Below are 19,606 nucleotides of genomic sequence, written 5' to 3' on the forward strand. Positions count from 1 at the left end.
TTCATTAGAGGACTGTCTATCTAGGGCAGTCCTCTTTAAATTAAAAGGCCCCGGTATAAACCGAGGCTCTTCACACATTCTATTTATTTTTTTTCTTTTTTACTATTCCCTTGTTCAAGAATCTTAAAGATGCTTTTAGCTTGATCCGTATTATCTGTAAGCCCAGTAAACATTTCCTTTCCTGGACCATAAGCATATACTTGAACATCTACACCCGTATGGCCACCTGTAGTCCAACCAGCACGAGCGCGGACATTAAATATCTCCGCAATAGCATCAATTAGAGCGTATTTATCTTCAGATAGCTTCTCTTTAGCTTTTTCAACTTGTTGAACTTCTTCTTCTGTGACTTCAAACTCTGTGTACTTATTTAATACTTCCTTAACTTCTCCACCTTCTTCAATTTCAGAAGCCATAAACTCTGGAGTACGTTTTACATCTTTAATAGCTTGAGGGTTAAATACGTAAGGACCATCACGCCCAATACTTAAACCACCTGTAGAGTGATCTGCTGTAGCTACAACAAGTGTGTGCTTGTCTTTCTTGGCAAACTCAATGGCTGCATTAAATGCTTTTTCGAAATCTTTCATTTCACTCATGGCACCAACAACATCATTTCCATGACCAGCCCAGTCAATTTGACTGCCTTCAACCATTAGGAAGAAGCCATCTTTGTCTTTACTTAGACGATCGAGTGCACTGTTCGTCATTTCTTCAAGAGAAGGGATTTCTTCTGTACGGTCAATCATTTTTGGAAGACCTTTTTTAGCGAATAGACCAAGGACTTGTTCGTTATCATCATTCATAAGCTCTTCTTCATTCGTAACGTAACTATAGCCATCTTCTTGGAACTCTTTCGTTAAATCACGGTCATCTCGGTCGAAATACTTCGTTCCTCCCCCGAGAATGACATCGATCTGATGCTCTCCATCCACTTTAAGGTCAAAATAATCATCTGCAATTTCATTATAGTCATGACGATCTTCATCATGTGAACCAAAAGCAGCAGGAGTAGCATGGTTGACTTGAGACGTTGCAACTAAACCTGTTGCTTTTCCGTTTTCTTTCGCTTGCTCTAAAACAGTCTTCACTTCTGATTGATCATTGTCTACCGCAATAGCACCATTATAGGTTTTAATACCTGCAGACATTGAGGTTCCTGCAGCAGCGGAGTCCGTTATGTTTTCCTTAGGATCCTCTGGGTTCGTTTTTTGCATCCCCACAAGGTATGGATCAAATCCTGTCGCCTCCATCTTAGGAGTAGATGGATCATCTTTCAAATAACGATAAGCCGTTGTATATGATGGGCCCATTCCGTCTCCAATTAAGAAAATAACGTTCTTAATTTCACTATTATTTTCTTTTACCTTATCTGCTTTTTCAGCAGAAGTATTCAATCCTGCAAAACTTCCTACTGCAATAGAAGCCGCTGCAGCAATTGATAGAACTTTTAACGAAGCTTTTTTACTAAACATCTTAAATCCTCCTTATTAATCTAATACAACTTCATCATAATGTTCAATTATTGATAGAGTTTTAGAAAAGGGTTAATAAGTATTAATGAAGTATTAAAAAAATGAAAAGCAATAATTGTCTGCTTTTCATTTTTATCTCTATTAACTTGTTAATTTCATGACCAATTGTTCTCCCTCATCGGACTGTTTTCCGAAGAGAGTGTACTTGTAAGTAATTCATTATGATAACTATCTCGCTTTACCCCATCGAGTTTTAAAGATAGCGAAGACGAATCAACTAATGTTCGATATAACCGTGCACCTTCTCGAGCAAGTTCAGTTTCATTCACGAACGTCCCTGTTGCTCCTAATGCTCTTGCCGCTCAATTAGCAAATACCCCTAAAGGTTCACAAAATGTTAAAAGAACCAATAAAGAACCCCCTCAAATATGGTTTATAATAAAGATAGAAAGAGAAAGGGGTTGAGAATTATGAAAAAACGAATTGCTGGCTTATTTACAGCCGTATTAGTAGTAGGTATTGCAACTTCAGCTTTTGCACATGGTACTAGCGAGAATGAAGGTAATACAACAAACTCCAACTTCTTACATCCAATTATTTTTGAAGAAATGCTTCCCATTATGAAGGACATACATCCGAATTTTGAAAATGAAGATTTTGAACAAATGTTCAAGGATTGTCATGGAGATGGTGGACAACGCCAACCTGAACACAACGAGGATTATTTTGATCAAATGCCGCATAACTACGAACATGAACAACAAACTAGAACTGGAATGATGGGCTGGTAACGTAATAAAATCAACAAAACCCAGGCGTCATATGTGACAGCTTGGGTTTTGTTGATTGCTTTGTGAAATCACCTATAAACATATATTCATTTTCTTTAAGGAAAAATAGACCCCTTCTAGAACCGGAAAGATAATGAGAATATATACCACTACAGGTTTTATTTTTATCGAGTTCATAGGCGACACTCCAACTGCAGGTCTAATGGTTCTTTCCTTAATATAGCCTCATTTACTTCTTCAGCATAAGTGCATCCTACTGAATTATAAAACCATTGAGTTTCCACTGCGGGGTGTGCAGCAATATAAAGCTTAGTCGCACCTGATCTCTTAGCCGCTTCACAACTTTTTTTAAATAGAACTTTCCCAATGCCACACCCTCGAAACTCGTTAGATACATGAATATAGGGTAATTCAACATATTGAGCATTTGAGCCAAACCGTTCTACATCAACATTAGCAAATCCAATTATTTTCTGGTTATGAAAAGCTCCAACTACATAACCACCTCTTTGAATACACTGCTTTAAGTTTTGTACGACCTCTCGTTTCTTCTCAAGATTCCACTCATCCCTAAAAGAATCTTGTTTTGTTAAGTATTGCACTCCGGCTTTATACCAGACTTTATTGGTTTCTTGATAACGATTGAAGTCCTTCAACAAATTGGGCAACATATCATCTATTTGAAGAGCTTTATAAGTAATCCTTATGTTTTGGTTCATACTCTCTTCCCTTTATGATTATCGTTTTCATTCACATCCAAATATATTTCTATACCTATGGTTAAATCCCTCTTTTGTGTGAATTCTGTTAAAATAATAGCGTAAATGATACTAGAACTTGGAGTGAATATCGTGGTTCGATTTGGAATTATCGGTACAAATAACATAACAAAAACCATGCTACATGCGGCTGAACAAGTGGAAGGCTTTGAATTATGTGCGATTTATTCTCGTACAACTTCCAAAGCAGAAGAGTTTGCCAATCAATATAATGTTCATCATACCTACACAAGTTTAGAAGAGCTAGCGAAGAGTAAAGCCATTGATGCTGTTTACATCGCTAGTCCAAACTCGTTTCACGTGGAACAATCTGTACTCATGATGGATCATGGAAAACATGTGTTGTGCGAAAAACCTTTTGCTTCTAATTCATCTGAGGTACAAACAATGATTGATGCTGCTAAACGTAATAGCGTTACCTTAATGGAAGCCATGAAAACGACTTTTTTACCAAACTTTCAGCAAATCCAACAAAACATGAAGCGTATTGGCACCATCCGACGTTACGCTGTCCAGTTTTCAAAATACTCCTCTCGATATGACGCTTACCGCCGCGGGGAAGTATTGAATGCATTTAATCCTAAGTTCTCAAACGGATCCCTTATGGATTTAGGAATATATGGGTTGTATCCCATGATTACGTTGTTTGGAGAACCCAATAATGTGAGGGCAAATGCCGTAATGCTCTCTTCTGGAGTCGATGGCGAAGGAAGCGTAGTTGCAATTTACTCAGAAATGGAAGCTGTCGTATCCCATTCCAAAATTAGCACCTCATATGCGCCATGTGAGATTCAAGGGGAAGATGGAACAATTGTGTTTAACCATATGGGAGAACCGACTGAAGTTAAGGTTCATTGGCGAGATGGTTCTACAGAAGATATTACAGTGAAAACCCCCTTACCTCCGATGGCTTATGAAGTTCAAGAGTTTGTGAGCTTGGTACAAAAGGGTGAGCAGGAATCTAGCGTGAACACATGGGAACGCTCTCTTGAGACAAGCCATGTTATGGAGGAAGCTCGGAGACAATTTGGACTGGTTTATGAAGCTGATCAAAAATAACTTAATTAAAAGTGTGAGGGATGATACGTAAAGCCCTCACACTTCTTTTGCAGTGATGTCTATTTCAGAATGAAAAACCAGGCCATCTGAAGTAGATGACCTGGTTCATTTCAAACTTATAAAATTCCAATCGCTGTAAGCATAATCACAAACGCAAGAGCGATAATCGGAATAAGTACACCAACGACGAAAATATCTTTGTAGCTGTCTTTGTGCGTCATACCTGTAATCGCAAATAACGTAAGAACCGCTCCGTTGTGAGGAAGTACATCTAGTCCACCCGAGGATAAAGATGCCACACGGTGGAAGGCTTCTGGACTTACACCAGTATTCATGGCAATTTCATAATACTTATCACCAAGTGCTTCTAATGCAATTCCCATACCACCTGATGCAGAGCCTGTCGCTCCAGCAAGGATGTTAACAGAAATCGCTTCTGAAATTAATGGATGTCCTTTTACGCCCATTAATAATTCCGTTAATTTTTCGAAACCTGGCACTGCACGCACAACTGTACCGAAACCAACTGCTGCACTTGTATTAATAATCGCAATTACAGAACCACTTGCACCACTATTAATTGCGGTAACAAACCGTTTGAATTTTGAGATATTTAACGCCATAATAAGTAATATTCCTAAGATAAGCGCAGTGATAACATCTAATTCAAACACATTTAATGTGATGAGTACTGTTAATAGTGGTAAGAAAGATAATAGCCAATGCGGCACCTTGTCGTCCACTTTTAAATTCGAAGTATCTTTCGGCTCGGTAAACACCTCGCCATTTGCTTTCAACTTCTTCTCTTGCCAACGCAGGTATAGATAACCTCCAACAGCCATGATGATTGCAGCTATAATTCCCATTGCTGGTGCTGCTGTAGGTGTTGTTTTGAAATACTCCATTGGAATCAGGTTTTGAATCTGAGGTGTACCTGGTAACGCCGTCATCGTAAACGTAAATGCACCTAATGCTACGGTCGCTGGAATAAGCTTACGACTAATATTTGCTTCACGGAATAGAGAAATCGCTAATGGATACACCGCAAATACCACAACGAATAAACTAACACCTCCGTATGTTAAAACAGCTGCGGAAGCAAGTACTCCCAGAATAGCGCGCTGTGTACCGATAACTTTTGTCATAGCCACAGCAACAGATCGAGCCATGCCTGTGTCTTCCATCAACTTACCAAAAATGGCACCAAGCATGAATACCGGGAACCATGACTTTGCGAATGAAACAAATCCACCCATATACGTATCTTTATAAGCTTCTAATAAATCCAATCCACCTGTAAGTGCAACGACCCCCGCTGAGATCGGTGCAATCCAGATAATGGACCAGCCTAAATAGGCCAGTACCATCAGGACAACAAGTCCAAGTAAAATACCAAACATGCTTTTTCCCCCTGTATTTATGTTCGTTCAAGATGATCTTAAGAGCTTACTGAACTTCTACAACCATTGCGATTCCCTGACCGCCTCCAATGCAAAGTGAAGCTACACCATAACGCTCCCCTCTACGTTTCAACTCTTTAACAAGCGTGTAGAGAACTCGTGTACCACTCGCACCGACTGGGTGACCAAGCGCAATCGCACCACCGTTCACATTTACTTTGTCTCGATCTAGACCTAACTCTTTTTCTACTGATAGGTACTGAGAAGCAAATGCCTCATTCACTTCAATAAGATCCATATCTTCTAATGATAGATTCGCTTTAGCTAGAGCCGTTTTGATAGCTGGAACTGGACCAATTCCCATGATAGATGGATCTACACCTGCTACACCCCAGGAAACAATTTTAGCTAGAAGATTTAGACCTTTTTCTTGAACAAAATCTTCGCCAGCTAAAACAACCGCTCCAGCGCCATCATTGATCCCACTAGCATTTCCACCAGTTACGGACCCATCTTTTTTGAACGCAGGCTTCAGGTTAGCTAACGTTTCTGGTGTCGTATCTTCACGAATATGCTCATCTGTATCGATTACTTTTGTACCTTTGCGAGACTTCACTTCCACAGGAGCAATTTCTTCTGCAAACTTTCCACTCTCTCTTGCAGCTGCAGCTCTTTGATGACTCTGTGCAGCATATGCGTCTTGGTCTTCACGAGAAATCTCGTATTTATCTGCCAAGTTCTCACCTGTAACGCCCATACCTTCACCAATATACTCATCTGTTAAAGCAGCCCAAAGCATGTCATCAACTTGTGGTGTACTGAGCTTTGTGCCAAAACGACTACCTCGTAATGCATAAGGAGCTAAACTCATGCTATCTACTCCACCAGCTAGTGCTGCCTTACCTTCTCCAAGCATGATCGATTGAGCCGCTGATACGACTGATTGAAGGCCTGAACCACATAAACGGTTCACGGCAAGTGCTGGACTCTCAATATTTAGTCCAGACTGCAATGCTACGTGTCGCGCCAAGTAAGGAGCATTCTTGGTTGAATGAATGACATTACCGAGCACAGAAAAATCAAGATCTGATGCTTTCACCCCACTACGTTGAATGGCTTCTTTACTTGCTGTTACGCCTAGCTGCGTTGGATCAACATCTTTTAATGCTCCACCAAAACTACCAAAAGGTGTGCGAGCTCCTTCTAAAATATAAACGTTAGTCATGTTGTGTTTCCCCTTTCTTTATTGAGCTGTGTAACCGCCATCCAAAACGGCTGCCTGACCTGTAACGCCTTTTGCACTGTCACTTGAAAGAAATGCTGTATAATCCGCTATTTCTTTCACTTCTAATAAACGTTTTTGTGGAACTAACGGATAGATGACATCTTCAAGCACTTTCTCTAAAGATACGTCACGGTTCTTCGCTAGATCTTCAAGTTGATTACGCACAAGAGGTGTATCTACATAACCAGGGCAGATTGCATTGACTGTAATGCCATGCTCCGCACCTTCAAGCGCAGATACTTTTGTAAGACCGATCACCCCGTGCTTTGAACTGTTATAAGCTGCTTTTCCTGCAAAACCAATCAGTCCATTAATCGATGCCATATTAATAATTCGGCCAAAGCCCTGCTTTTTCATAATTGGAAAGGCGTGCTTTGTAGCAATAAATGGTGCAGTCAGCATTATCTTTGTCATGAACTCAAATTTCTCAGTGGGAAAGTCTTCAATCGAAGAAACATGCTGTAACCCTGCATTATTAATAAGTACATCTAGACGACCAAACTGTTCGACTGTTTTATCGATGGCATTTTGAATATCTTCTTCTTTCGTTACATCACATTTTAAGCCAATGCAGTCATACCCCATGTTTTTCAGTCGATCTGCAACCTCTTGTACTTTGTCCTCTTGAATATCACTTAACGCAACTTTCGCGCCTTTCTCAGCAAACTCAACACCAATTTCATAACCAATCCCGCTCGCGGAACCGGTTATGAATACTACTTTGTTTTCAACCATTCTCATGTCCCCCTAAACGTTAACGCTTTGTTTCGTAAAGATCCTCACACACCTTTAATTCTGCTCCGGTGCATTCTTTAATTTCATCAATCGTCCAACCTTCTCCAACTTCAACTAACTCAAGTCCGTCCTTGGTTACGTCAATCACAGCACGATCCGTGATAATGCGATTAACAACACCCTTACCTGTTAACGGTAGCGTACATTCTTTAAGGATTTTTGGCTCTCCATATTTATTTACATGGTCCATAATGATGACAACTTTTTTGGAACCATGAACAATATCCATAGCGCCTCCCATACCTTTAATCATCTTTCCCGGGATCATCCAGTTAGCTAGATTACCAGTCTCAGATACTTCCATCCCGCCTAAAATAGCTAGATCTAAGTGCTGTCCGCGAATCATGCCAAATGACTCAGCACTATCACAATAAGATGCTCCAATAGAAGCTGTTACGGTTTCTTTACCAGCATTAATAAGGTCTGGATCAACTTCTTCTTCGTATGGAGAGCGTCCAATCCCTAGCAACCCATTCTCAGATTGAAGTACCACTTGCTTACCCGGCTGAATGTAGTTCGCTACCATCGTCGGCATTCCAATCCCTAGGTTTACATAGAAACCGCTTTCAATTTCTTGCTCAGCTCGTCTCGCAATCTTTTCGCGAACCGTTGCTTTATCTAAATTTACTGCCATATTAATCTCCTCCTGTTAAGCTTGTTTCGCTAGTGTTAAGCGCTCAATACGTTTTTCTTGTTGACCTTCAATTAAGCTCTGCACATAGATACCTGGAGTATGGATTTGGTCCGGGTCTAAAGCGCCTGGTTCTACTAACTTTTCAACCTCTGCAATGGTCGTTGCACCTGCAGCTGCCATCATTGGGTTAAAGTTACGTGCTGTTTTGTTATAAATAAGGTTTCCGTGTTTGTCACCTTTAGCTGCTCTTACAAGGCTGTAGTCAGCTGTTAAGCCTGTTTGAAGAAGATATTCTTTCCCATCAAATGTTCGAACTTCTTTTCCTTCAGCGATTGGAGTACCAACGCCAGCTGGAGTATAAAAGGCAGGGATGCCAGCTCCACCCGCTCGAATACGTTCTGCTAATGTTCCTTGGGGTACGAGTTCTACTTCAAGCTCACCTTCTATCACCTGACGTTCAAATTCTTTATTTTCACCTACATAAGATCCGATCATTTTATCAATCTGCTTGTTTTGGAGTAGTAACCCAAGACCCCAGTCATCTACGCCACAGTTATTTGAAATCACCGTTAAATGTTTGGCGTTGGATTCAACTAATGCAAGAATTAAATTCTCCGGAATTCCTACAAGTCCGAATCCTCCCACCATAATTGTTGAATAATCCTCTATATCTTTTACTGCTTCTTGAAATGATGTATAAATGTCTTTCATCCATCTTCCACTCCCTTCACCCTATACTCATGCAAAAATCATGCCAACTTTCAATAATTAAGAAAACGCTTTCTTGTTGGTGTTTTTTAAGATTTTGATTAGACAAACTCATTCCGAAATCCCGGAAAAAGCTCAATCTTATTATCACCCCAGTATGTAAACCCTTACACAAAAGGGTGAAAAAGAACCATTCCAGAATATCGGAATGGTTCTCCGATTTTCCGGAATGGCTATAGTCCATACTTTTTCACTTTGTCATAAAGACTTGATTTCCCGATTCCTAATTGTTCAGCAGCCTTTGTTTTATCTCCATTTACCCTTTTAATGGCCCGTTCAATGGCTTGCTTTTCTGTACGCTCCATAATTTCTTTCAAACTATCATCTTCCTGCCCTAAATAAGGATTCGGTTGAATGTGATCAGGAAGGTCTTCAATACCAATGACCTCTGTACTCGTCAAATGTACAGCAGATTCAATCACATTTTCTAACTCCCGAATATTACCAGGCCAGTGATACTGCTTCAGACTCTCATACACATCTTCATCAAAATCAATAACGCGTTTACCGATTCGTTCTGTCACTTTGTGAAGTAAAGATTTTGATAATAGACGAATATCTTCTCTGCGCTCACGAAGAGGAGGGATTCGAAATTGGACAACATTAATTCGATAAAACAAATCCTCTCGAAAGTGTTGCGATAGAATCAACTCCTCTAATGGCTGGTGCGTTGATGCAATGATTCGGACATCCACCTTTTGAGGTTTAACTGCTCCTACAGCTTCGACTTCCCCTTCTTGGAGAGCACGGAGAATTTTCACTTGAGCATTTAGTGGCATATCACCAATCTCATCTAAAAACAATGTGCCTCCATCTGCCAACTGGAACTTACCGGGCTTTCCGCCTTTTTTAGCACCTGTGAAAGCACCTTCCTGATAGCCGAAAAGCTCTGATTCTAAAAGGTGTTCAGGAATTGCAGCACAGTTCACTTTTACAAAAGGCTTGGTACTACGTTCACTGAGGTGATGAATACTATGTGCAAATAATTCTTTCCCTGTGCCACTTTCACCTCTAAGAAGAATCGATACATCTCCCGGCGCAATTTTTTTCACTTTATCCTTTAACCGCTCTAATTCTTGTGATCTGCTTATTATATGATGAAGAGAGTAAGTAGCACCGTTTTGTTGATTGCGTTGGGATCGATAGGCTTTCAATTCTAGTAAGAGATCCCGAATGTGACTGTTCATCTTCAGCCATTCTTCAGTATCACGAAACAGCACCATCCCAAGTGCTCCTACGATCTCCCCTTCTGATCGGAGAGGTACGCGATTTGCAATCATATAACTGCCACGAATATATTGAAGGTCTGCAATCTCTTCTTCTCCGGTTTGCGTGACAATGTGCATACGGGAGTTCTCAATAACGTCAGATACATGCTTTCCAATAACATTTGATTTTTCAACGTTTAAAAATCTACAATAACTTTCATTCATATATGAAATGAACCCGACTTGATCTACGATAACAATGCAAAAGTTTCCACTCTCAAAAAAGGTGTCAAATAAGTCATGTCTGTGGTTTTCAATAATCTCTCGCATGAAGTCACGCTCCTATGGTAACGATTTCAACATTCTAAATTGAAGTCTATCATGAGAATAATAATTAAAAAAGCCCGCATATGCGGACTTTTTCTGTTTATTCATTTAATTTTTCTATCATTCTCTACCCGAAAACTATTTAATAACAAGAACTGGACATTTCGCATGTTGCACAACATTATTGCTGACACTACCAAGGAAAAGCTTTTTCACATTTCCCAGCCCACGACTTCCAACAATAATTAAATCCATGTCATGTGATTCAGCATATTTGGTAATGCTTATTGCAGGGTTTTGTTCTGGCTCTCCAACGATTACATCTGTCGTGACAAAAACCCCATCATCTTCAATCTCTCTTTTAATCTTTGCCATATCTTCTTCATACTGTTTCTTCAGTTCATCACCAATTTGACGGGTCACGTTGGCATTTGTGACAGGTCCAGTTGGCTTCACCACAGAAATCACATGAACGGCTGTTTCGGCTGATTCAAGAACTTGTCTTTCCGCTTCTTTCACAGCTTTTTTACTTAGATCACTACCGTCATAAGCTACGAGGATCTTCTTTTTCATGAGGAGCCCTCCAATCTTTAATAGTGATATCTTTCTTAGTTCTATTTTATCATAGATTTTACTTATCATAGAGTATCGAAGTTGAATAGATTATGACAATAACTTAGCAAAAATATATTTAATACTTTTGTAAGGGTTCGTTAAGCGATATGTAAGTCTTGTTGGTTAAACTGACTATTAATCAATAAAAGGAGTTGAAATCTATGAAAGATTAACGATAATTTTAGAACTAATGACGATGTTTACTCTCTCTGCATGTAGTTCTGGTGGTGATGAAGAAATGAACGGTGAACAAGAAGATATGAACAGTGAAGAAAATATGGATGAAGACATGAATCAAGATGAATCCGATATGGATAACAAGGATGATATGAGTGAGGAACAAAATATGGAGAAGGACAAAAACATGGATGACCAAGATTCTGAAATGAATGGTGATGGCTCTGACATGGAAAATAAAGATAAAATGGAAAACAAAGACGATATGAATGATGACATGAACAATGACATGGAAGATGATGACTCAATGGATGAACAGTAAAGCTTTTCTTCCCCCCTGGTTTGTTCATGCTATGATGATAGAAAGAACACAAAAGGGGGGGTAGCATCAACATGGAGAAACAATCTATATCTCTCTTGAAGTAGAACGCCTTGGTCAGATGATTCAACAGTTGTTCGAGCTGTCTATTTACGATTCAGGACAAATGGAGTTGAACATGGAATGTATCGCTATTGATCAATGGTTACTAGAGGTTATGGAGCATAAGCGATTTACTTTAGAAGAACAAAGTCGAGAGGTTAACATTGACCTCCCTAAACGCATAAAGGACGTATTTATGGGTCGGGAAAAAATAAAACGTGTAATGATTAATTTACTAGATAATGCACTCCGTCATTCTAAAGCTGATACGGATATCGATATTCGTATTACTTATGAAAAGCACACCGTATTGATTGAGTTGGAGGATCGTGGGGAAGGGATTTCACAAGAACATCAAGCGCTCATTTTTGACCGAACATATCGGGTGGAAACTTCTCGCAACCCAAAATATGCCGGGTCAGGGCTCGGGTTAGCCATTGCCAAACATATCGTATAAGCACATAAAGGTAAAATTTCAGTTGAAAGTACCTTAGGTGTAGGTTCTACATTCTCGATAAGGCTACCAATTGATGAAGGGAGTGGTTCGATTGGATAAGAGTATCTTTTTTAAAAGACAAAAAAAGCTTATGCTCAAACTCAAGCAACTTCACCATTGGAATGCAATCCTGTTTACTGTTCTTGCGTTAACAGGATTGATTCTTGTCTCTTCCGAATTCCGCCAATGGCTGCCACAAGTTCGTATTTGGGTGAAAGATTGGCATATTTGGATTGGCTTTGTAAGTATTCTTCCTATCCTTTTTTACGGCCCTAAGTTGGCACGCCACTTACAAACATTACGTAAACAAAAAGCAAATCGACTAAATCTATTTTTTGTTCTATTCGTTCTTATCGCTCTTATAATTTCCGGATTACTACTCACCTACCATCGCAGCTTTAGTCCTAGAGTCAGTTCAGCTGCTCTTATTGTTCATGATGTAATGACATGGATTGGAGTTCCTTACCTGATCTATCACAGCATAACTCGTAGCCAGTGGTTTAAAGCTACAGAAAAACGTCGTCGCCAAAAACTTCAGGAAGAACGCCCTGTTATCGAAAAATGGAATCCAATCATGAACCGACGTACATTTTTACGAAGAGGAACAGGAGCAGCCGTTACGGTGGTTTTCACCCCTTTTATTTACCAATGGGCAAAACCATACTTTAGCACACCAACAGCATCTCAAACACCTTCACCATTACCAATGACCGAGCTATTTACACCAATGCCAAAACCATCACCTCATTCTAACCCTCCTATTGGCGGAGGACGAAGTGGTACATTTCGCTATTATTCAGTCACCTCTATGCCTGAAGTGAATGACGAAAATTTCTCATTTAAAATTGATGGTTTCGTTCATAATCCTCAATCATGGAATTGGAAAGAGTTTGTGGATCTTAACCGTAATGTGCAAGTATCAGACTTTCATTGTGTAACGGGATGGAGTGTCTACGATGTAACTTGGGAAGGTATTAAGTTAAAAGACATACTAGATCAGGCAGGGATTAACAGCGATGCAAGGTATGTGAAGTTCTATTCTCAGGATGGTGTGTACACAGATACCTTAACCATTGAACAAGCGATGGGGGAAGATATCATGGTGGCCATGCTCATGGATGGACAGCTTATTGAGAACCGTAATGGTGGTCCAGTCAGGCTTATTGTTCCAAAAATGTATGCCTATAAATCAGTTAAATGGTTAAACCGAATTGAATTGATTGATCATGAGCATACCGGTTATTGGGAGCAAAGAGGCTATGATAAGGATGCTTGGGTTTAGGGACTATGACCATTTATTTTCACCACTTAGATATTTACGAATACTTTAATAAGAGTTGATATCAAAGATTGGGAGTGGTGAAATGCCTATCGTTGATAGTACGCACCTAATTTACACAGTGGAATCGGGGGACACACTCTATTCCATTGCTAATAGATCAGGGAGCAACGTACAGGATATCGTACAATCAAATGCGATCTATGCTCCTATCACAGATCCAGGGCTCATATTTCCTGGTCAGGTCTTAATTTTGACAACCCCCGGAAAAAACCAAGTCCAACAAATTGTAAGCCAAGGAGACAGACTTTATCAATATGCACAAAGATATAATACAAGTGTCGATTTGCTACAAGGAATAAACCCCCAAGTTGAAGACCCGAATATGATTTATCCTTCTCAGCAACTATTAGTTCCCGCATTTATTTACGAAGTGGAACAAGGAGATACACTTTATAAAATTGCACATAGGTTTGGTCTACCTCTTAGTACCTTAATGGAAGCGAATCGTGATCGTCCTGGTCTTTCTCCAGACGTGATTTATCCTGGTTATCGCTTAATTGTTCCATTACCGTCATCGGTTAACATCGTTGTATTTCGCCCCTTCCCTGGAACTTCCATTCAGGCAGGCCAACAACTCAAGGGATATGCACGTGCTTTTGAAGGAACAATTCTTTACCGAATTGTAGATGATGCAGATCAAGTGGTGAAAAATGAAGCTCCTATACAGACTTCAGCAGGGGCACCTTCATATGGCTCTTTTTCCATTGCTATTGAATTTGATGATTCTCCTACTACACAAACGGGAGAGTTGTGGGTTTACACGAGAAGCGCCAAAGATGGAAATATTCAAGACTTAGTACAGCTTCCTGTATTCTTCTAAAAGTCCCTCTAAACAGGGGTTTTTCAGATGGTCAAGGATGTAGAAGCGATTCTAAAAGGTACATTCGAGTAAATCTATTCTCATATATTTAGGCACCTTCTTTTTTTAAGGTGCCTAGTTTTTCTTTATTTTAAGCATATCCTACAAGTTCCATAAACCCTTTCCCTTGTATCTCTTTATGAACTTCATTTGAAGTAATCTCTGCCCCTGAAACATCACAAACCCCTTCCCAAATTGCCTGAAGTGGTCCAATAATAGGCATTTCCTGTTTAGGAAAGAGTGCCATCACATGTAGGTCCATTGAAAACTCAGGTATATTGATCTTCCACTCTATCGGATAGCGAGCATTTGTTTGGAAGCTTCTCCAAAAGTTTATTTCTATAAAAGAAATGTTCCTTGTGAAACGTACAGAACCATCCTTTTCTATTAGGTTAGCCATAGGAGAAAAGGTTTCTTTCCCGGATCGCATTTGATTTAAAAGGAGTTCTCGACCATCATCCAATTGAAGACCAAACCAGTCCCAACCATTACCTTTTAATAATCCATAGTCGCGCCCCCATTGATGGTCAAACCAACCTACACCTTCCACATTTTCTATTCCTCTATCCGTTTGAAATTGTCCTTCGACACGGTTCCTAGTAAAAGAATAGTAATATAAATCATCTGGTTTCCCATCTCCCCCAATTAAAGAGATAGGTTTTAAAGGAGTAAATTGTAAATCAATCTGTAAGTCCTTTTCTGTTATATGCATCTTAAAACTGTCTTCCTTTTCCCCCATAAACGTTAATTCATTATCCCCATAAATCAATTTAGTAGGATTCTGTTGTATGGAAGCTTTTTCAATTTTAGAATGTGGGGCTGGAATCCGACCTAGCAGGAGACTTTTATACAGTTTCCACATTCGAACATCTTTAGGGTTTAATAATAAATAAAACGGTAGATACATAGCAGTCATATTATTCTTTAGCTTTGTATCTATTACTGAAAAGTTCTGCTTTGTTTTCTTGTTCAAATCAATTATTGTAAAGATTAGATAGTGCCCTTTACTACACCCCGTTTCTCCTACTCGAAAAAAAGAAGTCATCACAGCATACTGGCCTCCCTGATCTCCAGTAAGAAAGGCATAATTATACCACCACTCAATATTTGATTTTCGATGAGGTTTTGTATCTTTTGGAAGTGATATCTCCTCTGAAAAGTTTTCATTCATTTTTTGAACACACCTTACAGTTTTATAACAAGGTATGCATATACAATTCAAAATGGGAATGAATGGAGTGAAGATAAGCCATAATACTTCGCTATCCACTCCCCCAATGCCAAATTTCCGCACAAGTCTTCTATTATACGTCCAATCCTCTCTTCATTGAGAAGCATAAGATATCGTGTTCTCAAAAAATGAAAGGGAGTGATGTAATGACTAATGACGAGAACAAGCCATGTCAACAATCAGCCTCTCTTAGCAATTGTCGCAATAAACCTGTAGCACCAGATGTAAATCCAGATGCACAAATAGGTAAAATACCTGTTGTCTTAGCAGAAGTTGAAGTATGTACGGACTTAGAAGCCAAGATAACGTTTCCAGAAGATGTACTAGAAATCAAAGATATAAAGAAACAAATCGAAATTGTACAGTGTCGTTTGCTTGTACCTAGTGATCAACTATTTATTAAAGGGTTTGTACGAAAAAATATTCAATATGCTACACCAGTTCGTAGAGGACTATCTAACAAATGCGTTGATTCAGATTTACGTTCATTCACAGTTGATGTTCCATTTACTTGTGTAACGGAGATTAAAGACTTTATAACACGTCCTTTAGACATTCAATTTGATAAACGTAAAGAGTTCAACTTTAGAATCGCTCAATCTTTACCTGAAGGATATCCCGAAAAAGATAAGTTACTTTCTAAGGATATCTCCCAATTCAATCAAGGTAGTCAACAATTCTATAATGAAATCCCTTATTGTGATCTACTATCGAGTAAGATCATCGAAATGGATGCTTCCACAGATAGAAAGCCTATACAAGGTGGACCAGAGTTTGAAGGAGTTTTTAGGAACGTTGTAGAAAAGATGAGTGTATGTTTTACTCTTAAATTACTTCAAAAGCAGCAAGTTCCACTAGGAGGAATCACAGGGCCGACTGGACCTACGGGACCCGGAACTGGGGTGACTGGTCCTACGGGAGCTACCGGAGCTACTGGAGCTACTGGAGCTACTGGAGCTACTGGGCCAACTGGACCTACCGGAGCCACGGGACCTACCGGAGCCACGGGACCTACGGGGCCGACTGGACCTACCGGAGCCACTGGACCTACGGGGCCGACTGGACCTACCGGACCTACTGGACCTACGGGGCCGACCGGACCTACCGGAGCCACTGGACCTACGGGGCCGACTGGACCTACCGGACCTACGGGACCTACGGGGCCTACCGGACCTACCGGAGCCACTGGACCTACGGGGCCGACTGGACCTACCGGACCTACTGGACCTACGGGGCCGACCGGACCTACCGGAGCCACGGGACCTACGGGGCCGACTGGACCTACGGGGCCGACTGGACCTACCGGACCTACGGGACCTACGGGGCCTACCGGACCTACCGGACCTACTGGACCTACGGGGCCTACCGGACCTACGGGACCTACCGGGCCGACTGGACCTACGGGGCCGACTGGACCTACCGGACCTACTGGACCTACGGGGCCGACTGGACCTACTGGGCCAATTGGACCTACTGGACCTACTGGACCTACCGGACCACGAGGTAGAGATGAATGTGATTGTTGTGTAGATCCAATGAGAGAACTATTAGAAATGTTAGCTACTCCAGATACGGAAAATATTGATATTAGTACTACTCAACGTAGTGCACTAGGTTCATTAGCAAATGCCACTATTAATGAAGTTGTAGGTGATTTTGTAATAGTAAATGATGGTTCAGGCGCAATTCCTATTTGTAAAATAGTTGGATTAAGCGGAACTAATCTTGCCGATGTAGATTTGCCATCAATTATACCAGAGGACTCAGACGGAGGATTTTGTGATTGTTGTGAGCAAGCCACAAGAGATATACTTGCAGAAATTGGAGAATCTATTGTAGATATTCAAACAGAAGGTGCAGGTAACTTTAATACAATTGGAAATGCTACAATAGAAGAAGTGGTAGAAGGATTAGTTAAAGTTACAAGTGGAGGAAATACAGTAATATTATCTACTTGCTTCTTGTCAGCGTTCACCAATATTACACCACCTATTTCGTAAGAATGCCCAACAACTTAATAAAATAATTAAAACAAGGCATAGATGCAAGCATCTATGCCTTTTAATTGAATCCTCTTATTTTATAATTTCCTTTAATTTATTTTTAATATTAAATATAAATTCAGGATAAGAAGCAGAATCCCCTAACAAACAAATTTTCTCATATAAAGATTGTTCTTTTTTACCATCTAAAAGAATCGAAAGGAAATCCAGTTCAGAAGAAAGCTTATTATGATGCTGCTCAACCCAGTCTTGCAGCTTAGATTTTGCCTCATACTTACGTTGAAGATGGTATAAACATAAAATGATCCACCGAAAATAAATTGGTTTTCTTATTTGCTCCGACTCATTCAAAAGAGTTGTGAATTCATCAATTGCCTCATCAAAATTTCTTTTATAAAACGCTTGATAAGCTTTTTTGTCTAAAACTGCAAGAGGATTAATAGGTGAGACAGGACAATAACACTTTTCTAGTCGAGTATTCATAGGTTGTTTTCGACTAGCAACTACCTCCCAGCGGGCCACTTCAAGGGAATCATCCATACTATAAACGACTGGTACCTGTACTAAATCAGCTTCAGAATGCTGTATAAACTTCTCAAACTTCATAAAATCCTCTTCTTGTAAAAACATATTTTCTGTTAGGATCATATCCCATTCGTCTAAATTACATTTAGGAAGTACTCTATATTTTGATATTGCCTTATAAAAATGCAGTACTTCTTTTGTTATTTGATCCCAGCTATATTTCCTGGCTGTCAACAAACCATTTTGGATAAGATTTTCTCGTAATGATTTATCCTTAAAAAACACTTTTAAATTTTCAGCAATATCCCCCGAACTCTTCATTTCAGAAATAAGAGCATTTTCTTCATGAACAGCATATTCCATAACCCCTTTATTATTAGTTGTAACCACCGGGCACCCACATGCCATTGCCTCTAACGGAGGTAAAGAAAAACTTTCATAGTGTGAGCCTGAGACATACACACTCGCCCCTCTATATAGCTGAGCGATAGTATCTTGATTTGGTTGAACAAAATACTTAGTCACCTTGCTTTTCATTTCACCACTAGGTTCCTCAGGAGTAACCCAATATAGATCTAACTGCAGATCTGTGTCTTTTATTATCTGGTAAGCTTCTATAATATCTTTTATTCCCTTAAACTTCGCTGATTCTGCCCCCACCATTAATAGATAAGGATTATTCGCTTCATACTTTACAACTTGATCAGAAAAAACCGTCTCATCAATAGCATTATGGATAACTTTGGCTTCCCGATTATAGATCTCTTCAATATATTGAGCAGTGCTTTCTGATACTGTATAAATAAATTCAGGTAATTCAAATTGTTTTGTAATGAATTTTTTTAATGTAGCATTCATCTTTTCATACTCAAAAAGATGAAAATCACCTTGCTCAAAATAAACAACTGGTGCAATCCCCGTTTCAACACATGCTTGGATATGATCCCAATACGTAGCCACAATGACCTGGCAATCAGGAATCCCTTTAGCAAGCTCTAAATCAAATGGAACCTGGATATAGTCAGCCTCTATCGGATACCACGTTGGTTTTTCAAAATGAGAGACGATCGAAACCTCTACACCTGATTTCTTTAAACGATTCACATGTTCAAATATAACTTTTACTCCTCCACTTACCCCAACATGACTCATCACATATACAACATGAAGATTTTCTGATGAATCAATTTGATTCTTCTTAATCAATTGTTGTTTCTGCGCTAGAGGGAGACGCTCTAGTCGTTTGTTAAACTCTTTTAACTTCAGTTCTTGTATCATGTCGACCTCCGATATTGATATTTTAACCTTCTATATTTTATTAACGAGCGTTTATGTAGTGAGTAGTATTTAGGTGAAATGTTGGTTTTGAGTAAACCCCCTACACCTCCCCACACATAAGGGTTTACCTCGCATATA

18 protein-coding genes are annotated in these 19,606 nt (G+C 39.7%); 7 read left to right on the top strand and 11 right to left on the bottom strand.

The window, feature by feature from the left end; all coding sequences use genetic code 11:
• Positions 1–83 precede the first annotated feature (83 nt).
• Positions 84–1,475, bottom strand: coding sequence for an alkaline phosphatase (locus tag GS400_RS19590; RefSeq protein ID WP_160104404.1), 1,392 nt, complete (start codon positions 1,473–1,475; stop codon positions 84–86).
• Between the two features lie 470 nt (positions 1,476–1,945).
• Between GS400_RS19590 and GS400_RS19595 the strand changes: the two genes are divergently transcribed.
• Complete coding sequence (locus GS400_RS19595) at positions 1,946–2,266, top strand: hypothetical protein (protein WP_160104405.1); 321 nt, start codon at positions 1,946–1,948, stop codon at positions 2,264–2,266.
• A 173-nt stretch (positions 2,267–2,439) separates the two neighbouring features.
• On the opposite strand, the gene GS400_RS19600 is transcribed toward GS400_RS19595, so the two are convergent.
• Positions 2,440–2,985, bottom strand: coding sequence for a GNAT family N-acetyltransferase (locus tag GS400_RS19600; RefSeq protein ID WP_160104406.1), 546 nt, complete (start codon positions 2,983–2,985; stop codon positions 2,440–2,442).
• Positions 2,986–3,117: 132 nt separating this feature from the next.
• On the opposite strand from GS400_RS19600, the gene GS400_RS19605 reads away from it, so the two are divergent.
• Positions 3,118–4,104, top strand: a complete 987-nt coding sequence (locus GS400_RS19605) for a Gfo/Idh/MocA family protein (protein ID WP_160104704.1) — start codon at positions 3,118–3,120, stop codon at positions 4,102–4,104.
• A 116-nt stretch (positions 4,105–4,220) separates the two neighbouring features.
• On the opposite strand, the gene GS400_RS19610 is transcribed toward GS400_RS19605, so the two are convergent.
• From GS400_RS19610 to GS400_RS19640, 7 genes are all read right to left on the bottom strand, one after another.
• Positions 4,221–5,504, bottom strand: a complete 1,284-nt coding sequence (locus GS400_RS19610) for a GntP family permease (RefSeq protein ID WP_160104407.1) — start codon at positions 5,502–5,504, stop codon at positions 4,221–4,223.
• A 46-nt stretch (positions 5,505–5,550) separates the two neighbouring features.
• Positions 5,551–6,729, bottom strand: coding sequence for a thiolase family protein (locus tag GS400_RS19615; RefSeq protein ID WP_160104408.1), 1,179 nt, complete (start codon positions 6,727–6,729; stop codon positions 5,551–5,553).
• A gap of 18 nt (positions 6,730–6,747) precedes the next feature.
• Positions 6,748–7,524 (bottom strand): 3-hydroxybutyrate dehydrogenase, encoded by a 777-nt coding sequence (locus tag GS400_RS19620; protein ID WP_160104409.1) that lies wholly within the window; start codon positions 7,522–7,524, stop codon positions 6,748–6,750.
• A 19-nt stretch (positions 7,525–7,543) separates the two neighbouring features.
• Positions 7,544–8,218: a 3-oxoacid CoA-transferase subunit B gene (locus GS400_RS19625; RefSeq protein WP_160104410.1), complete on the bottom strand. Its 675-nt coding sequence runs from the start codon at positions 8,216–8,218 to the stop codon at positions 7,544–7,546.
• Between the two features lie 15 nt (positions 8,219–8,233).
• The gene (locus tag GS400_RS19630; RefSeq protein WP_160104411.1) at positions 8,234–8,929 is read right to left on the bottom strand and encodes a CoA transferase subunit A; all 696 of its coding nucleotides are present in this window, start codon (positions 8,927–8,929) and stop codon (positions 8,234–8,236) included.
• 230 nt (positions 8,930–9,159) lie between these two features.
• Positions 9,160–10,524, bottom strand: coding sequence for a sigma-54 interaction domain-containing protein (locus tag GS400_RS19635; protein WP_160104412.1), 1,365 nt, complete (start codon positions 10,522–10,524; stop codon positions 9,160–9,162).
• Between the two features lie 135 nt (positions 10,525–10,659).
• The gene (locus tag GS400_RS19640; RefSeq protein WP_160104413.1) at positions 10,660–11,094 is read right to left on the bottom strand and encodes a universal stress protein; all 435 of its coding nucleotides are present in this window, start codon (positions 11,092–11,094) and stop codon (positions 10,660–10,662) included.
• Positions 11,095–11,326: 232 nt separating this feature from the next.
• On the opposite strand from GS400_RS19640, the gene GS400_RS19645 reads away from it, so the two are divergent.
• From GS400_RS19645 to GS400_RS19660, 4 genes are all read left to right on the top strand, one after another.
• A complete protein-coding gene (locus GS400_RS19645; protein ID WP_160104414.1) occupies positions 11,327–11,635 on the top strand; it encodes a hypothetical protein in 309 nt (102 codons plus the stop codon).
• A 118-nt stretch (positions 11,636–11,753) separates the two neighbouring features.
• The gene (locus GS400_RS19650) at positions 11,754–12,191 is read left to right on the top strand and encodes a sensor histidine kinase (protein ID WP_236561079.1); all 438 of its coding nucleotides are present in this window, start codon (positions 11,754–11,756) and stop codon (positions 12,189–12,191) included.
• 91 nt (positions 12,192–12,282) lie between these two features.
• Positions 12,283–13,512: a molybdopterin-dependent oxidoreductase gene (locus GS400_RS19655; protein ID WP_236561080.1), complete on the top strand. Its 1,230-nt coding sequence runs from the start codon at positions 12,283–12,285 to the stop codon at positions 13,510–13,512.
• A gap of 82 nt (positions 13,513–13,594) precedes the next feature.
• The gene (locus tag GS400_RS19660; protein ID WP_160104416.1) at positions 13,595–14,392 is read left to right on the top strand and encodes a LysM peptidoglycan-binding domain-containing protein; all 798 of its coding nucleotides are present in this window, start codon (positions 13,595–13,597) and stop codon (positions 14,390–14,392) included.
• Between the two features lie 130 nt (positions 14,393–14,522).
• Here the strand turns inward: GS400_RS19660 and GS400_RS19665 are convergent, their stop codons facing one another.
• Positions 14,523–15,602, bottom strand: a complete 1,080-nt coding sequence (locus tag GS400_RS19665; RefSeq protein WP_160104417.1) for a lipocalin-like domain-containing protein — start codon at positions 15,600–15,602, stop codon at positions 14,523–14,525.
• A gap of 206 nt (positions 15,603–15,808) precedes the next feature.
• On the opposite strand from GS400_RS19665, the gene GS400_RS20275 reads away from it, so the two are divergent.
• The gene (locus GS400_RS20275) at positions 15,809–17,662 is read left to right on the top strand and encodes a CsxC family protein (RefSeq protein ID WP_236561081.1); all 1,854 of its coding nucleotides are present in this window, start codon (positions 15,809–15,811) and stop codon (positions 17,660–17,662) included.
• Between the two features lie 75 nt (positions 17,663–17,737).
• On the opposite strand, the gene GS400_RS19675 is transcribed toward GS400_RS20275, so the two are convergent.
• Positions 17,738–19,468, bottom strand: coding sequence for a glycosyltransferase family 4 protein (locus GS400_RS19675; RefSeq protein WP_160104418.1), 1,731 nt, complete (start codon positions 19,466–19,468; stop codon positions 17,738–17,740).
• Positions 19,469–19,606: the final 138 nt, after the last annotated feature.

Origin of the sequence: Pontibacillus sp. HMF3514 (genome assembly GCF_009858175.1) — a bacterium.
Classification (GTDB): domain Bacteria; phylum Bacillota; class Bacilli; order Bacillales; family BH030062; genus Pontibacillus.

Coding starts and splice junctions, on each gene's coding strand:
- GS400_RS19630 (WP_160104411.1), bottom strand. CDS start 8,929: ATGAAAGACATTTATACATCATTTCAAGAAGCAGTAAAAGATATAGAG.
- GS400_RS19635 (WP_160104412.1), bottom strand. CDS start 10,524: ATGCGAGAGATTATTGAAAACCACAGACATGACTTATTTGACACCTTT.
- GS400_RS19650 (WP_236561079.1), top strand. CDS start 11,754: ATGATTCAACAGTTGTTCGAGCTGTCTATTTACGATTCAGGACAAATG.
- GS400_RS19640 (WP_160104413.1), bottom strand. CDS start 11,094: ATGAAAAAGAAGATCCTCGTAGCTTATGACGGTAGTGATCTAAGTAAA.
- GS400_RS20275 (WP_236561081.1), top strand. CDS start 15,809: ATGACTAATGACGAGAACAAGCCATGTCAACAATCAGCCTCTCTTAGC.
- GS400_RS19645 (WP_160104414.1), top strand. CDS start 11,327: ATGACGATGTTTACTCTCTCTGCATGTAGTTCTGGTGGTGATGAAGAA.
- GS400_RS19625 (WP_160104410.1), bottom strand. CDS start 8,218: ATGGCAGTAAATTTAGATAAAGCAACGGTTCGCGAAAAGATTGCGAGA.
- GS400_RS19665 (WP_160104417.1), bottom strand. CDS start 15,602: ATGAATGAAAACTTTTCAGAGGAGATATCACTTCCAAAAGATACAAAA.
- GS400_RS19660 (WP_160104416.1), top strand. CDS start 13,595: ATGCCTATCGTTGATAGTACGCACCTAATTTACACAGTGGAATCGGGG.
- GS400_RS19610 (WP_160104407.1), bottom strand. CDS start 5,504: ATGTTTGGTATTTTACTTGGACTTGTTGTCCTGATGGTACTGGCCTAT.
- GS400_RS19600 (WP_160104406.1), bottom strand. CDS start 2,985: ATGAACCAAAACATAAGGATTACTTATAAAGCTCTTCAAATAGATGAT.
- GS400_RS19590 (WP_160104404.1), bottom strand. CDS start 1,475: ATGTTTAGTAAAAAAGCTTCGTTAAAAGTTCTATCAATTGCTGCAGCG.
- GS400_RS19615 (WP_160104408.1), bottom strand. CDS start 6,729: ATGACTAACGTTTATATTTTAGAAGGAGCTCGCACACCTTTTGGTAGT.
- GS400_RS19595 (WP_160104405.1), top strand. CDS start 1,946: ATGAAAAAACGAATTGCTGGCTTATTTACAGCCGTATTAGTAGTAGGT.
- GS400_RS19620 (WP_160104409.1), bottom strand. CDS start 7,524: ATGGTTGAAAACAAAGTAGTATTCATAACCGGTTCCGCGAGCGGGATT.
- GS400_RS19675 (WP_160104418.1), bottom strand. CDS start 19,468: ATGATACAAGAACTGAAGTTAAAAGAGTTTAACAAACGACTAGAGCGT.